The sequence below is a fragment of the Pontibacter ummariensis genome (assembly GCF_900188175.1).
Classification (GTDB): Bacteria; Bacteroidota; Bacteroidia; order Cytophagales; family Hymenobacteraceae; genus Pontibacter; species Pontibacter ummariensis.
In genome coordinates this window covers 88,973-107,027 of the sequence record NZ_FZOQ01000004.1, presented here as the reverse complement: position 1 = coordinate 107,027, position 18,055 = coordinate 88,973, and the positions used below count along the sequence as shown (strand labels likewise).

Below are 18,055 nucleotides of genomic sequence, written 5' to 3'. Positions count from 1 at the left end.
CGCCGCTAAATTGCATCCTACAGTCGCAGGATAAGCCCCTATACGGGGTTATCTACAAAAAACAGGCTTTCGTCTAAAAGCGTCACCCTTTCTATCTTAATTGAAGTATCTTTAGAAAGGACATAAAACGAGATACATGTTAAAGAAAACAGGAAGCATACTGGCCCTCTGCCTTAGCCTTAGCATGGCAGCCTTTGCCAACGGCCCTCAAACACAGGTAACCGACAAGTACGGCGTTACCCTGGACCTGGCGAACGTGCAGGACGACAAGGTGCAGGTAACCGTGCAGGCCCCGCCAATAGACCAGGAAACGATTGTGTACAACATGCCCAAGATCGTACCGGGCACTTACTCTATCTCTGATTTTGGCAGGTTTGTAAGTGACTTTAAGGCTTATGGCAAGAACGGACAGGAGCTTACGGTAGAGCAGCTGGACACAAACCGCTGGAAGATCAGCAAGGCCAACCAACTTGACAGGATCACTTACTGGGTAGACGACACCTTCGACAGCTCGAAGCCGGGCGACCCGATCTTTGAGCCAGGAGGGACGAACATAGAGGCCGATAAGAACTTTCTCCTGAACACCTTCGGGTTTATCGGGTATTTTGACGACAAGAAGCAGGTGCCCTACGAGTTGAACATCAGAAAGCCTCGCGGCTTTTACGGTTCTACCCCTTTAAAAGCAGTCGCCTCAACTGATACCACCGACCAATACCTGATAGCGAATTACGTGGACCTGGCTGATTCGCCCCTGATGTACAACCGGCCGGACACCACAGTACTGAACCTGGGCGGAACAGAAGTTCTCGTATCCGTGTACTCTCCCTCCGGCCGTGTAACCTCTGCCCCCATCGCCACAGACGTGAAGGAAATTCTGGAGGCGCAGCGCAGCTACCTGGGCGGCACCCTCCCCGTCGATAAATATGCTTTCCTGATTTACGTGCCTGAGAAGGTAGGCAAGTCCGGCTCTTTTGGCGCCCTGGAGCACTCTTACTCTTCGGTGTACTTTCTGCCGGAGATGCCAGAGAAACAGTTTAGCAGCACGATTCGCGATGTGGCGGCGCATGAGTTCTTCCACATCGTAACGCCGTTGAACATACACTCCGAGGAGATCGGCAACTTCGATTTCATCGAGCCTCAAATGTCGAAGCACCTGTGGTTGTATGAGGGGGTAACAGAGTACTTCGCCTCGCACGTGCAGGCCTACGAGAACCTGTTCGAACTGGATGAGTTCCTAAACAAGTTGCGGGAGTATATCATCACTTCCAAAGCCTACTATAACGATACGCTCCCTTTAACAGAAATGAGCGCACAAGTACTCGACAAGTACGCCAAGGAGTACGGCAACGTGTACAACAAAGGCGCGCTGATAGGCTTAGCCCTGGATGTAAAGCTGCGGGAACTGTCTGAGGGCCGCTATGGACTACGGGACCTGATGCAGGACTTGGCGCAGACCTATGGCAAGGAGAAAGCCTTTAAAGACGAGGAGTTGTTCGATAAGATTGCAGAGCTGACTTACCCGGAGATTCGGGAATTTTTCGCCCGCTATGTGGAGGGATCAGAGCCCTTGCCGCTGGAAGAGACTTTCCGGAAAGTGGGCATCCTGTATGAGCCCGTGGCCACCCAAACGATTAACTCCTATGGCGGCTTTGTACCGGGCTTCGACCAGGAAAGCGGCAAAATAACAGTGGCAGAAACAAGCCAGATGGACGCTTTTGGCAAAAAGCTAGGCTTTCGGGAAGGGGACCTCTTGCTGGAACTGAATGGCACGGAGATCACCCCCATGAATGTGCGCGATCTGTTTGGCGATGAGTTGCAGCAACTGGAACCGGGGGAGAAAATCACCTTTACAGTGGGGCGTAAAAACAAAAAAGGGAAACTCAAGGAAAAGAAACTGAAAGGAAAGGTAACGCCTGTTGAGCGCAGCGCCCAGCATGTGCTGCGTGTGGACCCAAATGCCACGCAGGAGCAGTTGGAACTGCGGGCCGCCTGGCTCAACAACCCGTCGGCACAGGCAGCACCATAACGACAAACACCACGCTACTTTAACAAAATAAAACTATGAAAAATTTTACCTCCAAAACCCTGCTGCAAAAGCTGGGTGGGCTGGCCCTATGCCTTAGTTTGGCGATGAGCGCCCAGGCACAGGAGTCTCTGACACTGGAACAGAGCCTGGAACTGGCAAGACAAAACAATGTGGCCCTGCGTCAGGCACGCTATAACAGCACCAAGGCAGACATTAACCTCCGCAAGAACAAGTTCAGTTATTTGCCCAGCATCTCTGCAAATACAAGTGTCAGCAGAATCAATGGTTTAACCTTCGACAATACCACGGGTCAGCTAAAACGGGGCAACACCACCTCCTCTAACCCTTATCTGGCCGGCCAACTGGTTATTTTCGACGGTATGTCCAAGCTGTACGAGCTAAAGCAGGCAAAACAGCGGGCGGAGGCCAGCAAGTATCAGGAAATGCAGGCGGACATAGACCTGGAGGCAAACATCACGGGCTTTTATTTACAGGCAGTACTGGACCGGGAAAACGTGCAGATAGCAGAAGAGCGGATAAGCCTGCTGCAGCAACAGCTGGACAAGATGGAAAAGCTGGAGCGTGCTGGCGTCCGGACCATGGACAATGTGTATGAGCTAAAGTCGCAGCTGGCCACCGAGAAGCTCAACCTGATCACGCACCAGAACAACTACCGCAAGGCCCTGCTGGCGCTAGTACAGGAGATGAACGTGGAAGGAAACGTGGCCTATGAGCTGGAGGTACCAACAACCCCACTGGCGATCACGGACGAGCTCCCCTCCCTGGAAGAGACGCTGACGAAGGCCCTGGGGTACTCGCCGATGGTGAAAGCGTCTGCCGCCACTTGGGAGGCTACTAAAAACAACCTGAAGATAGCCAAGAGTAATTTCTCCCCTACCCTCAGCCTGGAAGGGATGATAGGCTCTAACTTCTCCAGTAACATTGTGGAGGAAAACCCGGAAACAAAGAAGCTGGAACAGATCGCTTATTTTGACCAGTTAGACCTGAACCAGCAAAAGATCGTACAGCTGAGCCTGAGCATCCCTATTTTCAATGGCCTGAGCCGGCACTTTGAGGCTCAGACAGCCCGCCTCGACATGCGCAACGCCGAACTGGATTATGTCGCCGCTCAAAACACCCTGCGGCAGACCGTACACCAGGCCTACCAGGATGTGATGGCTGCCCGCGAAAAGTACAATACCGTAGTGGCGAACCTGGAGTACACCGAAAAGGCCTTTGAATCGGCAAAGCGGCGGTATGAGGCCGGTACCATCGACTTCTACGCCTACATGGAGGCGCTCAACAACAAAAACCAGAGCCAAACAGAGCTTCTGCAGAGCAAACTGGAGTTTTACTTTAAGCAACGCATACTGGAGTTATACCAGGGCTAAAATATTGACTACTACCCTGTACACGTTAGAAGCCGCGGCCTTGATGGTTGCGGCTTCTGCTTTTGTAGTTAATTAGTACAAAAAAGGCATAACCATTCCTTCATATCCTCAGTTAAATAAGAAAGTGCATGTTCTTGCACATCAGAGCCTAAAATCTATGACATCGTGCTAAACCTTAATCAGATGCGCCCTTATCTCCATCTGTTTTTATGTTTTCTGCTGTTCCTGTTTCTCAAGTTGCCTGCACACGCTCAAAGCAGCTCGATACGGGGCTATGTGCGCGCTGCCGACAGCGGAGAGCCCCTTATTGGGGCAACAGTGTCCGTCCCAGCCCTGGGCAAAGGCACTGTCACTGATGTTAATGGGTATTATATGCTGCCCCTGCCCGCGGGCGAACATACCTTACAGGCTTCCTATATCGGCTATACCCCCATCACGCGCCGTGCGCACACCCCAGCCGACGGAAAGAACAAAAATATCGTCTTTCTGCTGGAGCCTGCTAACAATGAACTGAAAGAAGTGGAAATCGCCTCCAACTCTCTGCGCCAGCGGCTCAATGACACCCGCATGAGCATGGAAGTACTGACAACGCGCGAAGCGAAGCTGCTACCCGCCCTGTTTGGAGAGGTAGACCTGGTAAAAGCCATGCAACTAAAGCCCGGCATACAGGCCAGCAGCGAGGGCTCCACGGGTATGTACGTGCGCGGCGGCGGGGCAGACCAAAACCTGATGCAACTGGACGGCACCACTATTTACAATGCCTCCCACCTCTTCGGGTTCTTCAGCGTTTTTAACCCCGAATCTGTGAAGAGCGTGGAGCTGTACAAGGGAGGCTTCCCGGCGCAGTTTGGAGGGCGGCTCTCCTCTGTGGTTGACGTGACCTTGAATGAGGGAAATAACGAACGGGTAGGCACTGCCGGAAGCCTGGGCCTGATCTCCTCGAAGCTGACAATAGACGGTCCCATCAAAAAAGACAAGGCCAATTTTATTGTGTCCGGCCGCCGCACCTATGTAGACGTGTTCACGCGCCAGATAAACCGGCTGAGCGAGGACAATGAAGACTATAGCCCTATCCCCGACTACTATTTCTATGACCTCAGTGGCAAGCTGAACTATCAGCTGGATGATGAGAACAAGCTTACCCTGAGTGCTTACTATGGCCGGGATTTCTTCAGCTTTTCAGAAGATGGCTTCAACTTCGGCTTTGATTGGGGTAACAGAATGGCGAACCTGCGGTGGGAGCACAAGTTCAGTGATCAGCTCTTCGCCTCAGCCTCGGTTAACGCCACCAAATACAACTACAACCTGAAAAATGCGATTGATGCCTACAGCCTAAAGCTGACGTCTGACATCGAGGACTACACCTTTAAGACAGACTTCGACTGGTTTCTGGAAGGCGGGCACAGCCTGAAGTTCGGCTCTTCGGTAACCCGCCACTATTTTGGAATCGGCCACCTGAACGTAAACTCTGATGACGACAGGCTAAACTACACGGCAGGCAACAACTACCATGCGTCTGAGTTTGGTGTCTATGCCTCTGACGACTACCAGATCAACGCCCTGTTCTCCCTTAACTATGGCCTCCGCCTGTCAGCTTTTAACAGTGGCGGCAGGACTTATACCGGACTGGAACCACGCATTTCGGCCAAGTATAACCTGGATGAGAACACCGCTATCAAAGGCAGCTATGCCAGCATGATGCAGTACGTGCACCTGGTGTCCAACTCGGGTGCCACTCTGCCAACCGATGTCTGGTACCCATCCACTAAGAATGTGGAACCGCAACGTTCCCAGCAGATAGCCCTGGGCTTTACCAAGCTTTTCGCCAGGGGCAGGTTCCTCCTCACCAATGAGGCCTACTACAAATGGATGCATAACCAGCTGGACTTCCGGGATGGGGCGAATCTCTTCCTGAACAACAACCTGGAAGCCGAGTTCCTCTTCGGGAAAGGCAATAGCTACGGAAATGAGCTTTACCTGGAGAAAGTAAAGGGCAAGACCACCGGTTGGCTAGGGTACACTCTTTCCTGGACCTTCCGCCAGTTTGACGAGATAAACGGAGGGCGCCCCTTCCCGACGCGTTACGACAGGCGCCATGATGTCAGCTTAGTACTGATGCACAAGCTGAACAAGCGCCTAAGTGTTACAGCATCCTTTGTTTACGGCAGCGGTACTGCCTACTCTCTGCCTGTGGCCCGCTTTGCCTTCCAGGATATGGAGGGAAAAGGAGCTTCCATGGTTCCGATCTACGAAGAGCGCAACGGCTTTCGCCTGCCGCCAACGCACCGCCTGGACCTGGGCGCTGTGCTGAAGCTAAAGTCGAGGCACGGGGAGGCCGACCTTACCTTCGGCGTGTACAATGTATACAATAGACGCAACCCTTATTTCGTATATATAGACCACGTGAAAGACGAGGAAAGCTCACAAATAACGGGCTTTCAGGCAAAGCAGGTTTCCCTGTTCCCTGTCGTTCCGTCCATTACCTATAATTTCAAATTCTGATGAAAGTAAACGACTGTTTGCTCTATCTGCTTCCGCTGCTCATCCTGGTTACAGGGTGCGACCTTGAGAAAGACATCGATGTTGACCTACCCGGCCACGCCTCCCAGTTAGTGGTAGAGTGTTACCTGGAGCCGGGCAAACCCATTCGTGCCACCGTGCTGGAGAGTTCCGGTTACTTCGATACACTGGCCCCTCCCCTGGTTCCGGACGCGAAAGTCTTTATTACTTACCAGGACCGTCGCATCGCCTTAGAATATAAGCCTTACTTCTCCACTACCTCCACTACCTTTTACACGCATTCTTCAGATGAGAAAGTGAAGGGCAGGCCGGGCGATATCTACAGCCTGGAGGTAACAGACGGGCAGGGACGTAAGATTACGGCCTTCACCAAGATTCTCCCTGCCGTACCCATCGATACAATCGAGTGGAGCTTTAATGAGGAGGAGGAAGCCACTGTGCGTACCTCTTTCGAGGACAGTGGCAATACCGAAAACTATTACCGTTACATGGTACACCGCAACAGGGTTGCCGTTGGTACGGTTCGTGATCTCCTCGCCACTGACAACCTTAGAGACGGGAAACGGATTTCGTTTGGCTCTCCTTATGATTTCAGGAAGAATGACACGTTAGTCGTGTCACTTTTTAACATAGAGAAGCAGTACTATGATTTCTTCTCTTCTGTGTCGGATGCCAAGGATGCTAACGGTAACCCTTTTGCTCAGCCGTCCCGCATTAAGTCGGCTGTAGAAGGCGGCATAGGTATTTTTACTAACCTGGCCTACGACCGGAAGGTCGTGATTATTAAATAGCCAAACCGAGCGCTCCTATAACCAAGAGGCCGCAGCTGAACAATCAACTGCGGCCTCTCGGTTTAAATCATGTCCCCTACTGCTGTCGGATCAGTTCCCGGATCAGCATGGTCATGCGAGGCTCGGCAATGGCCGCGGCTTCCAATATCTCTGCCAGTACGACTTTCTTAATCCTGTCTGGAGTGCACATGTCTGTGATGACGGATAAGGCAAAGACAGGCATGCCCATATGGCGGGCAGCGATCACTTCCGGTACGGTAGACATGCCCACGGCATCCGCCCCAATCACGCTCAGATAATGGTACTCCGCCTTCGTTTCGAGCATCGGGCCCGGCACACTTGCATACACCCCTTCGCTTAAGTCAAAGTCAGCCTCTTCGGCAATAATCATTGCCTGGCGAATCATGCCTTCGTCGTACACCTCACTCATGTCCGGGAAGCGAGGGCCTAACTCATCCAGGTTTTTACCGATCAAAGGATTGCTTGGCTGCAGGTTGATGTGGTCTGTGATCACCATCAGGTCGCTGGTGTTGAACCTTGGGTTCAAACCACCCGCAGCATTAGACACGATCAGTTTCTTTACTCCCAGCAACTTCATCACACGCACCGGGAATACCACCTCGTCCATGGTATACCCCTCGTAATAGTGGAAACGCCCCTGCATCACCACCACGTTGCGCCCAGCCAGCTGGCCAAAGATTAGTTTACCCGAGTGGCTCTCCACAGTGGACACCGGGAAACTCGGAATATCAGCGTAAGAGAGCGAATGCTTTACTTCTATTTCGTTTACAAGCGCCCCTAAGCCTGTGCCCAGAATAATTCCGAACTCAGGCGCAAAGCCCCCTGTTTTATCCTGTATATATCGTGTTGAGTCCTGTAAGAGCTGCATCATAGTTTTCTGATTTTAAATAAGCGATTGTGTGTTTTCCTTGTGGCCAGCCTGCTGAGTGCTCTAAGCTTTCAGCATACGAATGTATTGATAGCAACAGCCCTTTTCAGGTGTTTACGTAGCCAGCCCTCCAAAATTACGAAAAAGGACGGCCTGTAAAACAAAAAGTGGCGACAGGAACCTTTCCTGTCGCCACTTTCCAAGAGGCTCTGCCTTTATGTATTAATACAGGTTCAATTCGTAAGGCATGCGTGCCTGTACGCCTTGCAGGTTCTGTACCTTCTTATACAGCTTGTAGTAAGGATAAAACTGCCCTAACTCTGCTTTTATAGCCTGTTCCTTTGTCTGAGCGCCCATGTTGTTGAACATCTCGTCGAACAGAGACTTACGCTTTGGCAATTCCTTCAGGCGGTAATCATCTTCTACGCCCGCTTTAGCTGCTGCAATGGCAATCGCTTCTTCTAAGCCACCGTAGGTATCCACCAGGTTACGTTGCTTGGCCTCTATACCAGACCAAACACGGCCAGAGGCATACTCTTTCAGCTGGTCCTGCGTCATGTTACGGCCTTGAGCTGCCTTGCTCGTGAAGGTCTCATACACCTGATTGATCTGGTGCTGCATGATCTGCTGCTCTTCCTGTGTCATAGGGCGGGTAATGGTAGGCATATCTGAGAACTTGCCTGTGCCCACGTGGTCTACCGTAATGCCCATGGTCTCGTTCAGGAAGCCCTGTATGTTCGGGATCACCCCGAATACGCCAATGCTACCGGTGATGGTGTTCGGGTGCGCCACGATCGTATCACAGGCCATGGCGATATAATAGCCGCCAGAGGCCGCCACATCCGACATAGAGGCGATGACCGGCTTCACTTTCTTCGCCAACTGAATTTCGCGCCAGATAACGTCTGAGGCCAGGGCACTTCCGCCCGGTGAGCTAATGCGCAGTACAATGGCTTTTACATCGTCATCCAAACGCGCCTCGCGTACGGCATCAGCAAATCTGCGACCGCCGATGTTATCGTTTTCGCCCTCGCCGTCTACAATATCACCTTCAGCATAAATCACCGCTACCCGGTTCTTGGAGGTACTGATCTCCCCTACGCCTTTCACCTTCTTATACTTATCCAGCTGCACCAGCTCCAGCTTATCTTCCTCATTCAGGCCTACTTCGTCTTTCATGAAGCGTATCGCCTCGTCGAAGTACCCTACATCAGTGATAAGCTTGTACTTTTTGGCGTCCTCCGGATCCCGAACCAGTAGGTTGTCCTGCACGTCTTCCAGCACGTCAGGTGCAATGCCTCTAGATTCGGCAATCTGCTTTAGCTGGTAGTTGTTGATCGAGTTAAGGAAAGAGTTAAGCTGCTCCCGATTGGCCTCACTGGCTTTCTCCAGGAAGAAGGGCTCTACTGCGCTTTTGTAAGTACCTACTTTAAAGATCTGTGCCTCTATGTTCAGTTTATCCAGTAAGCGCTTAAAGAAGAACATCTCAGAGCTCATGCCATTAAACTCAACCGTTCCCATCGGGTTCAGGTAAATTTTGTCTGCTACAGAAGCCAGGTAATACGCCTTCTCCGTGGAAACATCCGCGTAAGAAACAACAAACTTGCCGGACTCCTTAAAGTCGATGAGTTCGTTACGTATCTCTTCCAGCTTCCCTAAGCCAGCATCCACGAAGGTCATGTTCAGGAAGATGCCTTTAACGTTCTCGTCGTTCTTAGCCCGGCGAATAGAAGCTTTGATCTGGTCCAAACCGTCTGAGCTGGACAGAGAGCCGAAGGAAAATCCTAGTTCGGCCAAGGGGTTGTCCGGGTCTCGTTCGGTAATGGGCTTATTCAACTTCAGCTCCAGAACAGAGCCGGAGGAAACCGTTACTTCATCGGAAGAACCGGCAGCGGCCGCAATCCCGATCAGCAACAGCACTCCTACAAAAGAGAATATGAGCATGCCTACAATCGTGGCTAACACATATTTCAGAAAGTTCAGCATTTGTATATGGTTAAAATGGTCTATTTAAAATTAGGAAGGCTATGCCCTGTTATAAGGGCAAAAATAGTGTTTAAAGTTCACCTGCTCATGGCCTTCTCGACTAACCTTGCCTTTTTATAGACTAAAAACTGTGCCGTTCTTGTACAAAAAATCAAAGTTTAGACAATAACTCTGGAATTTAACTTTCCTAATACCCGTACTTTTTGCCCCACTGCGCCTGTAGTTGTTTGCGCATGTCGTTTTCGCGGGCGTTCTGGCCGGGCTGGTAAAAGGCGGTGCTGCTTAACTCCTGCGGCATAAACTCCTGCTGCACGAAATTGCCTTCGTAATCGTGCGCATATTTGTAATTATTGCCATAGCCTATCTCTTTCATCAGCTTGGTAGGGGCATTTCGGATGTGCAAGGGCACGGGCAGGTTACCCGTTTGCTGCACCAGGGCGCGGGCCTGCTTTATGGCTTTGTAGGAGGCATTGCTTTTGGGGGAGGTAGCCAGGTACACCGTACACTGCGACAGGATTATCTCTGCCTCCGGGTAGCCGATCATCTGCACCGCCTGAAAACAGGAGGTCGCCATGAGCAGGGCATTGGAGTTGGCCAGGCCAATATCCTCAGACGCGGCAATAAGCAAACGCCGGGCAATAAATTTGGGGTCTTCGCCGCCCTCTATCATGCGGGCAAGCCAGTAAACAGCAGCGTTGGGATCCGAGCCGCGGATAGACTTGATAAAGGCTGATACCAGGTCGTAGTGCATCTCCCCGGATTTGTCGTACATCACAATGTTCTGCTGCGCCACCTGTTTTACTAACTCGTTTGTCACAACTACCACATCGCCTTTCACCCCTTCAGCCACGATCTCCAGCAGGTTTAGCAGTTTACGGGCGTCCCCCCCGGAAATCGTCAGCAGGGCCTCATATTCCTCCACCCGTACCTGACGGTATTGCATCCACTCATCCTGCTCCAGGGCTTTGTCTACCAGCTCAATCAGTTCGTCTTTGGTCAGGTGCTTCAGGATGTATACCTGACAGCGCGAGAGCAAGGCTGAGATGACTTCGAAGGAAGGGTTTTCGGTAGTGGCGCCCACCAACGTCACAATTCCCTTCTCCACAGCCCCCAGCAGCGCGTCCTGCTGTGATTTATTAAAACGATGGATCTCGTCGATGAACAGCACCATGCCCTGTCGCTTCTTGGCTTGGTCGATCACCTCGCGGATGTCTTTCACGCCCGAGTTGATCGCACTCAGCGCCACGAAAGGCACCTTCATCTGGTTAGCAATAATATTGGCCAAGGTGGTTTTGCCTACGCCCGGAGGCCCCCACAGGATCATGCTCGGTATCACGCCCCCCTCTATGTAGCGGCGCAGGATGCCGTTTGGCCCTACCAAGTGCTTCTGTCCGTAATACTGGTCTAAGTTGTGCGGCCGCATGCGCTCGGCCAAAGGTATATTCGGGTGATTCATCTGCTCTACTATCTCCGGTGTCGGTATAAGACAAAGCTACGAATTTGCGAGGAAAGACCGGAACCCAGTAGTACCCTACCTAACACAGGAGATACTTCAGAGTAAACCTATTTTTTAGGGCAGGCCGTTTCCGCCTCCCCTAAAAAATAGGTTTATGGCTTGTTATCTTCTCTTGGCGGTTCTACATTGTTTTCGCGCTTCAGGTAGTTGTCCACCGTACAGTCTTTCTGCCGCAGAACCGGATAGTGCATAGGGCTATGCTCCGGCCGCTCATCGCCAAACAAAACACCCCACTGCTTAAAGCGCTCGCTACGGTCAAAAATAACTTTTAGCACGGCAATAATAGGCAGCGACAGGAACATACCTGGTATGCCCGCTATCTCTCCACCCACCAATACCCCGACAATTGCGGCCAAAGCGTTAATTTTCACCTTAGAGCCTACAATGCGTGGCATCAGGATGTTGTTGTCCAGGAACTGTACGGCGGCAATCGTACCCAATACCACGAAAATTGGCCACAGCTCTGCAGAGGACGCAAGGGTAATGAGTACGCCGATGATGTTCCCCAGCAGGGCGCCCACGTAGGGGATAAGGTTCAGGAAGGCGAAGATAAGCCCAATGAGCAAGGCATGTTTGATGCCAATGATCAGAAGGATACCGCCCAGCAGCACCGTCATGTAGCTCACCTGGATGAGCAGGCCGAATAAGTAGCTTTTGATGATCAGCTCCATTTCGCGCAAGGCGTCTCTCACCCGCTTGTGGTTTTTGGGTTGGAACCACAGGAATACAAAGCGCAGCAGCAGGTTCTTATAGAACAGCAGCAGGAAGATGTAAATGGGCAACAAGCCCAGGAAAACCAGCACAGACGTTAACGAGAGCGCGGCACTGCTCAGCAGACCGCCAACGTAGCTGAGCAACCTGTTGCTCTGTTCGCGTATCAGGTCCAACTGTTCTTCTGTGGAGTAAGGACTAATAGACCCGACCCACTCACTCAGGTCGTTTAAATGATTGGTTACGTTCCGCTGGATGACGGGAAAGTCGCGCACCAGGTCCCGGATCTGCGAGGAAAAGAACCAGACGACGAGCCCTAGCACCAGGATCAGGGCCAGGATACTTATACCGATGGACAGTGCTTCCGGAAAGCGGATTTTACAGAAGAAGCGGTACAAGGGCAGCACCATAATGCTGATAAAAAAAGCCATTAGCAGGGGGGCCAGCAAGCCATCTCCCAGCACAACGATCCATCCGAGAAAAAACAAGCCCATTACTTCTATAGACCTTCTCACGGTTAAGGGCAAATCACTCATATAGCTATCCTTTTATTTTTTGTTTTCCCTCTTATACGGAGCCGTATGCATAAGCGTGTACCTTTGTACCATGAGTAAGCAAGTACAGGTGCACGGAGCCTTGTTTCTGGTAGCCCTGATTTACGGGAGTAATTACAGTATAGCAAAAGAAGTAATGCCCTTCTACGTCGGCCCTTTTGGGCTGATCGTGATCCGGGTAGTGTCGGCGGCGCTCTTCTTCGGAATCTTTTCACGACTGGTGGTGAAGGAAAAAATAGTGGGTTGGGCAGATAACGTCCGCTCCATTTTGTGTGGAATAACCGGCATTGCCATCAACCAGCTTTGCTTTTTTGCGGGCCTCAACCTGACGGCCCCTATCAATGCCGCCCTGCTGATGGTAATCGTGCCAGTAATCGTGCTGCTCTTCTCTGCCATACTCCTACGGGAGCGCGTGGGCTGGCGCAAGGTAGCGGGCATTGCTGTAGCCTGCACAGGTGCCATGCTCCTGATCTATAGTTCACGGAGCGAAAGCACCACGGGCAATCTCTTCGGTGATTTACTGATCATCCTGAATGCCACCTCCTTTGGTATTTACCTCGTGATCGTGAAGCCCCTGATGCAGAAGTACAATGCCTTTACCATTGTTAGCCGCATCTTTGCTGTCGGCGCTGTACTCGTGATCCCCTTCGGCTGGACGCAGGTACTAACGCCGGATTACAGCTCCTTTCCTGTCTCAATCTGGCTGGCTATCCTGTTCATGATCTTTGCTGTTACCATTATCACCTATCTCTTCAACACCTGGGCCCTTCGTTATGCCAACCCTTCGCTGGTTGGGGCCTATATTTACCTGCAGCCTATACTTGCGGTCTTTATTGCCGTAGGGTTGGGCAGTGATGTGTTTACACTACAGAAAGGCTTGTACGCCCTGCTTATTTTTGCCGGTGTATACCTGGTGAGCCGGACACGACAGCAGGTAGGTAGCCCGGAATAGAAGTCCCCGGCTTTACCCACCAGGGCCTGCTCATAAAGCGACTTTCTTTCCCCATTGCCCTAGTTCAGGCATAAGCCAAGGCGCCCCCAGAAAAAACTGGGATAGCCTTTTTTCTTCATGTTGTCCTGTCCTAAGATAGCAGTAACTTCGGCTACCCTTATACATGTTACGGAGCAAACAAACTTGCCAAGTGCACCTTTGATTATCTTTTGCATGAGCGTTCAGTGAGAGGGGGGAAGGGTCCTCGATTCTCCAAGAGGCCCCCTACCACCATCAAGGAGGAATCAAGACCCAACCGGCGAGGTGAAGGTTAGCTAGGAGCAATAGCAGTGAAAATTTTAAGAAAGCTCACTCAAGGCAAGAACAACTTTATCCTATCAAACAGCTATAAAACAGAAAAAGCCAGCCTTGTAGGGCCAGCTTTTTCTGTTTGTATGTACTTATCTTTAAACTCTTGCTTTTGCAGGACGGCTATTGTTACTTCTGTTACCTCCACTGCTATTGCGGTTCCCGGCGCTGCGCTGGCCTTCGCCACCGCCTGCAGGCTTGTTGCCCCAACGGCTACGGCCACCTCTGCCACCTTGCTTTTTCTGCTCCTTCATCGTGCTGGCCGCTTCGGCAAAGTCCTTTGCCGTCATCGGATAAGGATGGTTGTCGATCACAGGTACTGACTTAGAGATCAGCTTCTGTATGCCTACCAGGTAAGACGTTTCCTCTGCATCGCAGAACGACAGCGCCGTACCAGTTGCGCCTGCACGGCCAGTTCGACCAATACGGTGTACATAGGTTTCCGGCTCGTTTGGCAGCTCAAAGTTAATCACGTGCGTTAGGTCGTCCACATCGATACCACGGGCTGCAATATCAGTTGCTACCAGCACGCGTGTCTGGTTGTTTTTAAAGTTATCCAACGCACGTACGCGGGCATTCTGTGATTTATTGCCATGAATCGCCTCTGCCTGTACGCCGGCCTTTGTCATGTCTTTGGCTACTCTGTCGGCGCCATGCTTGGTACGGGTAAACACTAATACGCGCTCAATTTCACCATCCTTCAAAAGGTGCAGCAACAGCTTGCGCTTATCGGCTTTCTTCACATAATACACCGCCTGCTTGATGGTGTTGGCTGTAGAGGAAACCGGGGTAACTTCTACCTGCGCAGGGTTTACCAGAATGGTATTGGCCAGCTTCAGAATTTCGGGCGCCATGGTAGCCGAGAAGAACAAAGACTGCTTTTTCTCGGGCAATACATTCAACACCTTTTTCACGTCGTGTACAAAGCCCATGTCCAGCATACGGTCTGCCTCGTCCAGCACGAACATCTCGATCTGGTCCAGGTGCACGTATTTCTGAGCCATCAGGTCCAGTAGGCGACCTGGTGTTGCCACCAGTATATCTATGCCTTCGCGTAAAGCCTGTGTTTGCGCATGCTGCGAAACGCCACCGAAAATAACGGTGTGCTTTAACCCCGTATGCTTGCCATAGGCAGCAAGGCTATCCCCGATCTGCAGGGCCAATTCGCGTGTTGGCGTCAGAATAAGGGCCTTTATCTTGCGTGTTCCTCTCCCCTGCTGTCCTTTGTTCTCAGAAAGCAGTTGCAGGATAGGAATAGAGAAAGCAGCAGTTTTGCCCGTGCCTGTCTGGGCACAGCCTAAAAGGTCTCTTTTCTGAAGTATGAGTGGAATTGACTTTTCCTGGATAGGGGTTGGTTTGGTATATCCTTCTGTTTTAAGAGCTTTTAGGATAGGCTCTATCAAATTGAGATTCTCGAATGTCATTAATTGGTTTTTCAAAAGAAACCGCGCAGCACCATGTGTGCTGCTTCAGCGGTAATTGGCCGGAACCTGTACAAATATTGAGGCTGTAGATGCCCCGGGCCATTCCCGACCTGTATTCTTCTTCAACTTATAAAACCGGAATATAGTTCTACAAATGTTGAATAAAGCAAAGGTACAGCAATGCCGCGTCACATCCTAACGTTGCCTTCCTACTGGCTTCTTATCCTATTTTTAGCGAGGTCATGGAGATGGCCCCTAACTGTAGCTGATCATTCATAAAAGTAACCTGCTCCTGCGCTTCTTTCAGGCCCAGGGTATAAAGCAGTGGCAGGTAGTGCTCAGGAGACGGTATCGCTAGCGCAGCAGCTTTGCCTAATTGTTGATAATCAATCAGGGGCTGATGCTGGTCCGCGGAAATGAACTCCTTCACTTGTTCGTTTAGGTCCAAGGCCCAGTCATACGCCTCCTCCGGCTTTTGCCAGTTGAGCAGTCTCAGGTTGTGTATGATATTTCCGCTGCCTATCATCAGCACACCTTTGGTCCGAAGGGTCGACAGCTCTTTCGCCAGCTCATAGTGCCAGGCGGGTGCCTGATTTTTAGCCAGGCTTAATTGCAGTACCGGCACATCTGCACTTGGGTAAATGTGCTTGATCACACTCCAGGTACCATGATCCAGGCCCCACTCATGGTCGAGTTGCAGTTCCGTTTTCCGGATCAGCAAGCGCAGCTCTTCGGCTAAGTGCGGATCGCCCTTGGCACCATACTGCACGTCGAACAAAGCCTGCGGAAAGCCATAAAAGTCGTGAATGGTGCGGGGCTGCTCCATGGCTGTCACATACGTGCCTCTTGTCTCCCAGTGTGCCGAAATGCAAAGAATTGCCCTGGGCTTGGGCAAGCCTTCCGCCATTTGTGCCCAGCCCTTTGTAAACTCGTTCTCCTCGATGGCATTCATCGGGCTACCATGCCCTACAAACAGCACCGGCATTTTATAGGGCAACTTCGGCAAGCTGTTGTTTAAGTTCTGTAAGGTTTGTAAACTACTCATGAAGCTGCAAATTAAGCATGTAGGTGTACCAGCAAAACAAAGGGGGCAGGCCTGTTGTTCACCAAGCCTGCCCCCTTTGTTTTGCTATTCATTAGCTAATATCCTACTGTAAAACGCTGGCGAATATATTGCGGGTTTTCCAGTTCATTCAGCAGGGCTACGGCATAATCCTGACGGGAAATCCTGCTTTCGCCTTTTTCATCATACACAGGGTGCTCAGTATTGTAACGGAACTTTCCGGTCCGCTCCCCTGGCTCGATCATAACAGCGGGGCAAAAAAAGGTCCACTCCAGTTCCTGCTCCTGCTGATACACTTTCAGAGAGTCCCGCTGGGCAGCAGAGCCTCCTCGCCAGGCCTCTGGAAATTCCGGAGTATCCACTAGTTGCACACCTCCTTCTGTATAAAGACTACCGGCACCGCCTACGTTCACCACACGCTTTACACCCGCTTTTTTAGCCGCCTCCAGCACCTTTTGGGCTACTGTTACATACTTACTATAGTCTGTGCCAGGTCCCCTCCCAGGGCTGTAAGATACTACTACAGCATCGTGGTCTTTGATGAGGGCTGCCGTTTCTTCCACGTTTTCTACATCCCCCCTCTTTACCGTCAGGCTTACGCTCTCTTTTCCTACCTTTTCCGGATGCCGGACGATGGCTGTTACATTATGGCCCCTGGCGAGTGCTTCCTGCATGATCCTGGAGCCAATGTTACCACTGGCTCCAATAATAGCTATTTTCATAATTGCTTTTCCTTTACCTCCTGTAAAAGCTACAAGTGCTTTTATTAGTCGTCTACTTTAACTTTTTCAGGGGTAAAAAGTTACAGCAGCAAGGTAAAGGCTACGCTTGGGTTACGTTTTGTTCGCGCACAATATGCTGCACAATTTTTACGGCATGCTCCCGCGAGTTCTCTATAAACCACACGTGCGTGTCCATTCCACCGCAGATTACCCCCGCCAGATATACATTGGGTAGGTTTGTTTCCATTGTCTCCGGGTCGTACTGCGGGTAACGCTTCTCATCCGGAGACAGGTAAATACCTACTTTCTGCAGAAACCCAAAGTCCGGCTGATAGCCCGTCATGGCCAGCACAAAGTCATTCTCTAGGGTCACCTTCCCTTCCGGTGTCTGGACATCCACCTCCCGCTCTCTGATCTCTGCCAGGTTAGAGGAAAAGTAGCATTTAATAGACCCCTCTTTGATGCGGTTCTCCAGGTCGGGCTTGGTCCAGTACTTAATACTGCCCAGTTCCTGCTGGCGCACCACCATGGTTACGTCCGCTCCTTTACGCCAGGTCTCCAGGGCAGCATCAGCCGAGGAGTTATTTGCCCCCACCACCACTACTTTCTGACGGTAATAGTAATGCGGATCGAAATAGTAATGCCGCACTTTAGGCAGTTCCTCTCCTGGTATGTGCAGCATGTTGGGGATTCCGTAGAACCCAACGGCGATAATCACATGCCTGGCCTTGTACTTCCCTTTATTCGTGTTTATTCCATACAGGTCCCCCTGCGGATCCATTTGCTGCACCTCTTCGAAGAGGTGCACATTCAGGTCTTTCGCGTCCGCAACGCGGCGGTAATATTCCATGGCCTCCATCCGGTTGGGCTTGGGGTGCACAGAGGTAAAAGGAATTCCCCCGATCTCCAGCTTTTCGGAGGTCGAGAAAAAAGTCATGTTGATCGGGTAGTTGTACAGGGAGTTTACCAGCGTGCCCTTCTCCACGATCAGGTAGCTAAGCCCTGCCCGCTGTGCTTCCAGGCCACAAGCCAGCCCGATGGGCCCCGCCCCAATGATGAGTATGTCGTATGTTATTGTCTCCAATGCTGCTTTTTGATAAGCTGATGTGATAGTAACTGTTCTAACACGAAGTAGGCAGGCTAAGTTTTCAGAACTTTCTGC

Annotated in this window: 13 protein-coding genes; 5 read left to right on the top strand and 8 right to left on the bottom strand. The window is 51.3% G+C overall.

The window, feature by feature from the left end; genetic code table 11:
- The first annotated feature begins 136 nt into the window (after positions 1 to 136).
- From CHB92_RS05995 to CHB92_RS05980, 4 genes are all read left to right on the top strand, one after another.
- Positions 137 to 2,026 (top strand): M61 family metallopeptidase, encoded by a 1,890-nt coding sequence (locus CHB92_RS05995; RefSeq protein ID WP_245842331.1) that lies wholly within the window; start codon positions 137 to 139, stop codon positions 2,024 to 2,026.
- A 35-nt stretch (positions 2,027 to 2,061) separates the two neighbouring features.
- Positions 2,062 to 3,417, top strand: a complete 1,356-nt coding sequence (locus tag CHB92_RS05990) for a TolC family protein (RefSeq protein WP_089318282.1) — start codon at positions 2,062 to 2,064, stop codon at positions 3,415 to 3,417.
- A gap of 183 nt (positions 3,418 to 3,600) precedes the next feature.
- Positions 3,601 to 5,919, top strand: a complete 2,319-nt coding sequence (locus CHB92_RS05985; RefSeq protein ID WP_089318281.1) for a TonB-dependent receptor — start codon at positions 3,601 to 3,603, stop codon at positions 5,917 to 5,919.
- Entirely contained in the window at positions 5,919 to 6,728 is an 810-nt protein-coding gene (locus CHB92_RS05980; RefSeq protein ID WP_089318280.1) for a DUF4249 domain-containing protein, read from the top strand. Before CHB92_RS05985 ends, CHB92_RS05980 begins: the two co-directional genes overlap by 1 nt.
- 76 nt (positions 6,729 to 6,804) lie before the next feature.
- Here the strand turns inward: CHB92_RS05980 and CHB92_RS05975 are convergent, their stop codons facing one another.
- The 4 genes from CHB92_RS05975 to CHB92_RS05960 all read right to left on the bottom strand — a co-directional run bounded on the left by CHB92_RS05975 (position 6,805) and on the right by CHB92_RS05960 (position 12,366).
- Positions 6,805 to 7,617, bottom strand: a complete 813-nt coding sequence (locus CHB92_RS05975; RefSeq protein WP_373422644.1) for a purine-nucleoside phosphorylase — start codon at positions 7,615 to 7,617, stop codon at positions 6,805 to 6,807.
- 222 nt (positions 7,618 to 7,839) lie between these two features.
- Positions 7,840 to 9,603 (bottom strand): signal peptide peptidase SppA, encoded by a 1,764-nt coding sequence (gene sppA, locus CHB92_RS05970; protein WP_089318278.1) that lies wholly within the window; start codon positions 9,601 to 9,603, stop codon positions 7,840 to 7,842.
- A 187-nt stretch (positions 9,604 to 9,790) separates the two neighbouring features.
- Entirely contained in the window at positions 9,791 to 11,059 is a 1,269-nt protein-coding gene (locus CHB92_RS05965; RefSeq protein ID WP_089318277.1) for a replication-associated recombination protein A, read from the bottom strand.
- 152 nt (positions 11,060 to 11,211) lie between these two features.
- Positions 11,212 to 12,366 carry an AI-2E family transporter gene (locus CHB92_RS05960; RefSeq protein ID WP_089318276.1) on the bottom strand — a complete coding sequence of 385 codons (1,155 nt, stop codon included), beginning with the start codon at positions 12,364 to 12,366 and terminating at the stop codon, positions 11,212 to 11,214.
- Positions 12,367 to 12,436: 70 nt separating this feature from the next.
- Here CHB92_RS05960 and CHB92_RS05955 point away from each other — a divergent pair, with 70 nt between their 5' ends.
- On the top strand, positions 12,437 to 13,336 hold the full coding sequence (locus CHB92_RS05955; protein ID WP_089318275.1) for a DMT family transporter: 900 nt from the start codon (positions 12,437 to 12,439) through the stop codon (positions 13,334 to 13,336).
- A 446-nt stretch (positions 13,337 to 13,782) separates the two neighbouring features.
- On the opposite strand, the gene CHB92_RS05950 is transcribed toward CHB92_RS05955, so the two are convergent.
- The 4 genes from CHB92_RS05950 to CHB92_RS05935 form a co-directional block, all read right to left on the bottom strand.
- Complete coding sequence (locus tag CHB92_RS05950; protein WP_089318274.1) at positions 13,783 to 15,108, bottom strand: DEAD/DEAH box helicase; 1,326 nt, start codon at positions 15,106 to 15,108, stop codon at positions 13,783 to 13,785.
- A 220-nt stretch (positions 15,109 to 15,328) separates the two neighbouring features.
- Positions 15,329 to 16,153 (bottom strand): 4,5-DOPA-extradiol-dioxygenase, encoded by an 825-nt coding sequence (ygiD, locus tag CHB92_RS05945; RefSeq protein WP_089318273.1) that lies wholly within the window; start codon positions 16,151 to 16,153, stop codon positions 15,329 to 15,331.
- A gap of 95 nt (positions 16,154 to 16,248) precedes the next feature.
- Positions 16,249 to 16,893 carry an NAD(P)-dependent oxidoreductase gene (locus CHB92_RS05940; protein ID WP_089318272.1) on the bottom strand — a complete coding sequence of 215 codons (645 nt, stop codon included), beginning with the start codon at positions 16,891 to 16,893 and terminating at the stop codon, positions 16,249 to 16,251.
- A 100-nt stretch (positions 16,894 to 16,993) separates the two neighbouring features.
- Positions 16,994 to 17,977 (bottom strand): YpdA family putative bacillithiol disulfide reductase, encoded by a 984-nt coding sequence (locus CHB92_RS05935; RefSeq protein ID WP_089318271.1) that lies wholly within the window; start codon positions 17,975 to 17,977, stop codon positions 16,994 to 16,996.
- Between the last annotated feature and the right edge of the window lie 78 nt (positions 17,978 to 18,055).

Bases quoted from the DNA above. Each gene is read 5' to 3' on its own strand.
- CHB92_RS05940 (WP_089318272.1), bottom strand. From the start codon at position 16,893: ATGAAAATAGCTATTATTGGAGCCAGTGGTAACATTGGCTCCAGGATC.
- ygiD (WP_089318273.1), bottom strand. From the start codon at position 16,153: ATGAGTAGTTTACAAACCTTACAGAACTTAAACAACAGCTTGCCGAAG.
- CHB92_RS05980 (WP_089318280.1), top strand. From the start codon at position 5,919: ATGAAAGTAAACGACTGTTTGCTCTATCTGCTTCCGCTGCTCATCCTG.
- sppA (WP_089318278.1), bottom strand. From the start codon at position 9,603: ATGCTGAACTTTCTGAAATATGTGTTAGCCACGATTGTAGGCATGCTC.
- CHB92_RS05965 (WP_089318277.1), bottom strand. From the start codon at position 11,059: ATGAATCACCCGAATATACCTTTGGCCGAGCGCATGCGGCCGCACAAC.
- CHB92_RS05990 (WP_089318282.1), top strand. From the start codon at position 2,062: ATGAAAAATTTTACCTCCAAAACCCTGCTGCAAAAGCTGGGTGGGCTG.
- CHB92_RS05960 (WP_089318276.1), bottom strand. From the start codon at position 12,366: ATGAGTGATTTGCCCTTAACCGTGAGAAGGTCTATAGAAGTAATGGGC.
- CHB92_RS05955 (WP_089318275.1), top strand. From the start codon at position 12,437: ATGAGTAAGCAAGTACAGGTGCACGGAGCCTTGTTTCTGGTAGCCCTG.
- CHB92_RS05995 (WP_245842331.1), top strand. From the start codon at position 137: ATGTTAAAGAAAACAGGAAGCATACTGGCCCTCTGCCTTAGCCTTAGC.
- CHB92_RS05985 (WP_089318281.1), top strand. From the start codon at position 3,601: ATGCGCCCTTATCTCCATCTGTTTTTATGTTTTCTGCTGTTCCTGTTT.
- CHB92_RS05975 (WP_373422644.1), bottom strand. From the start codon at position 7,617: ATGCAGCTCTTACAGGACTCAACACGATATATACAGGATAAAACAGGG.
- CHB92_RS05950 (WP_089318274.1), bottom strand. From the start codon at position 15,108: ATGACATTCGAGAATCTCAATTTGATAGAGCCTATCCTAAAAGCTCTT.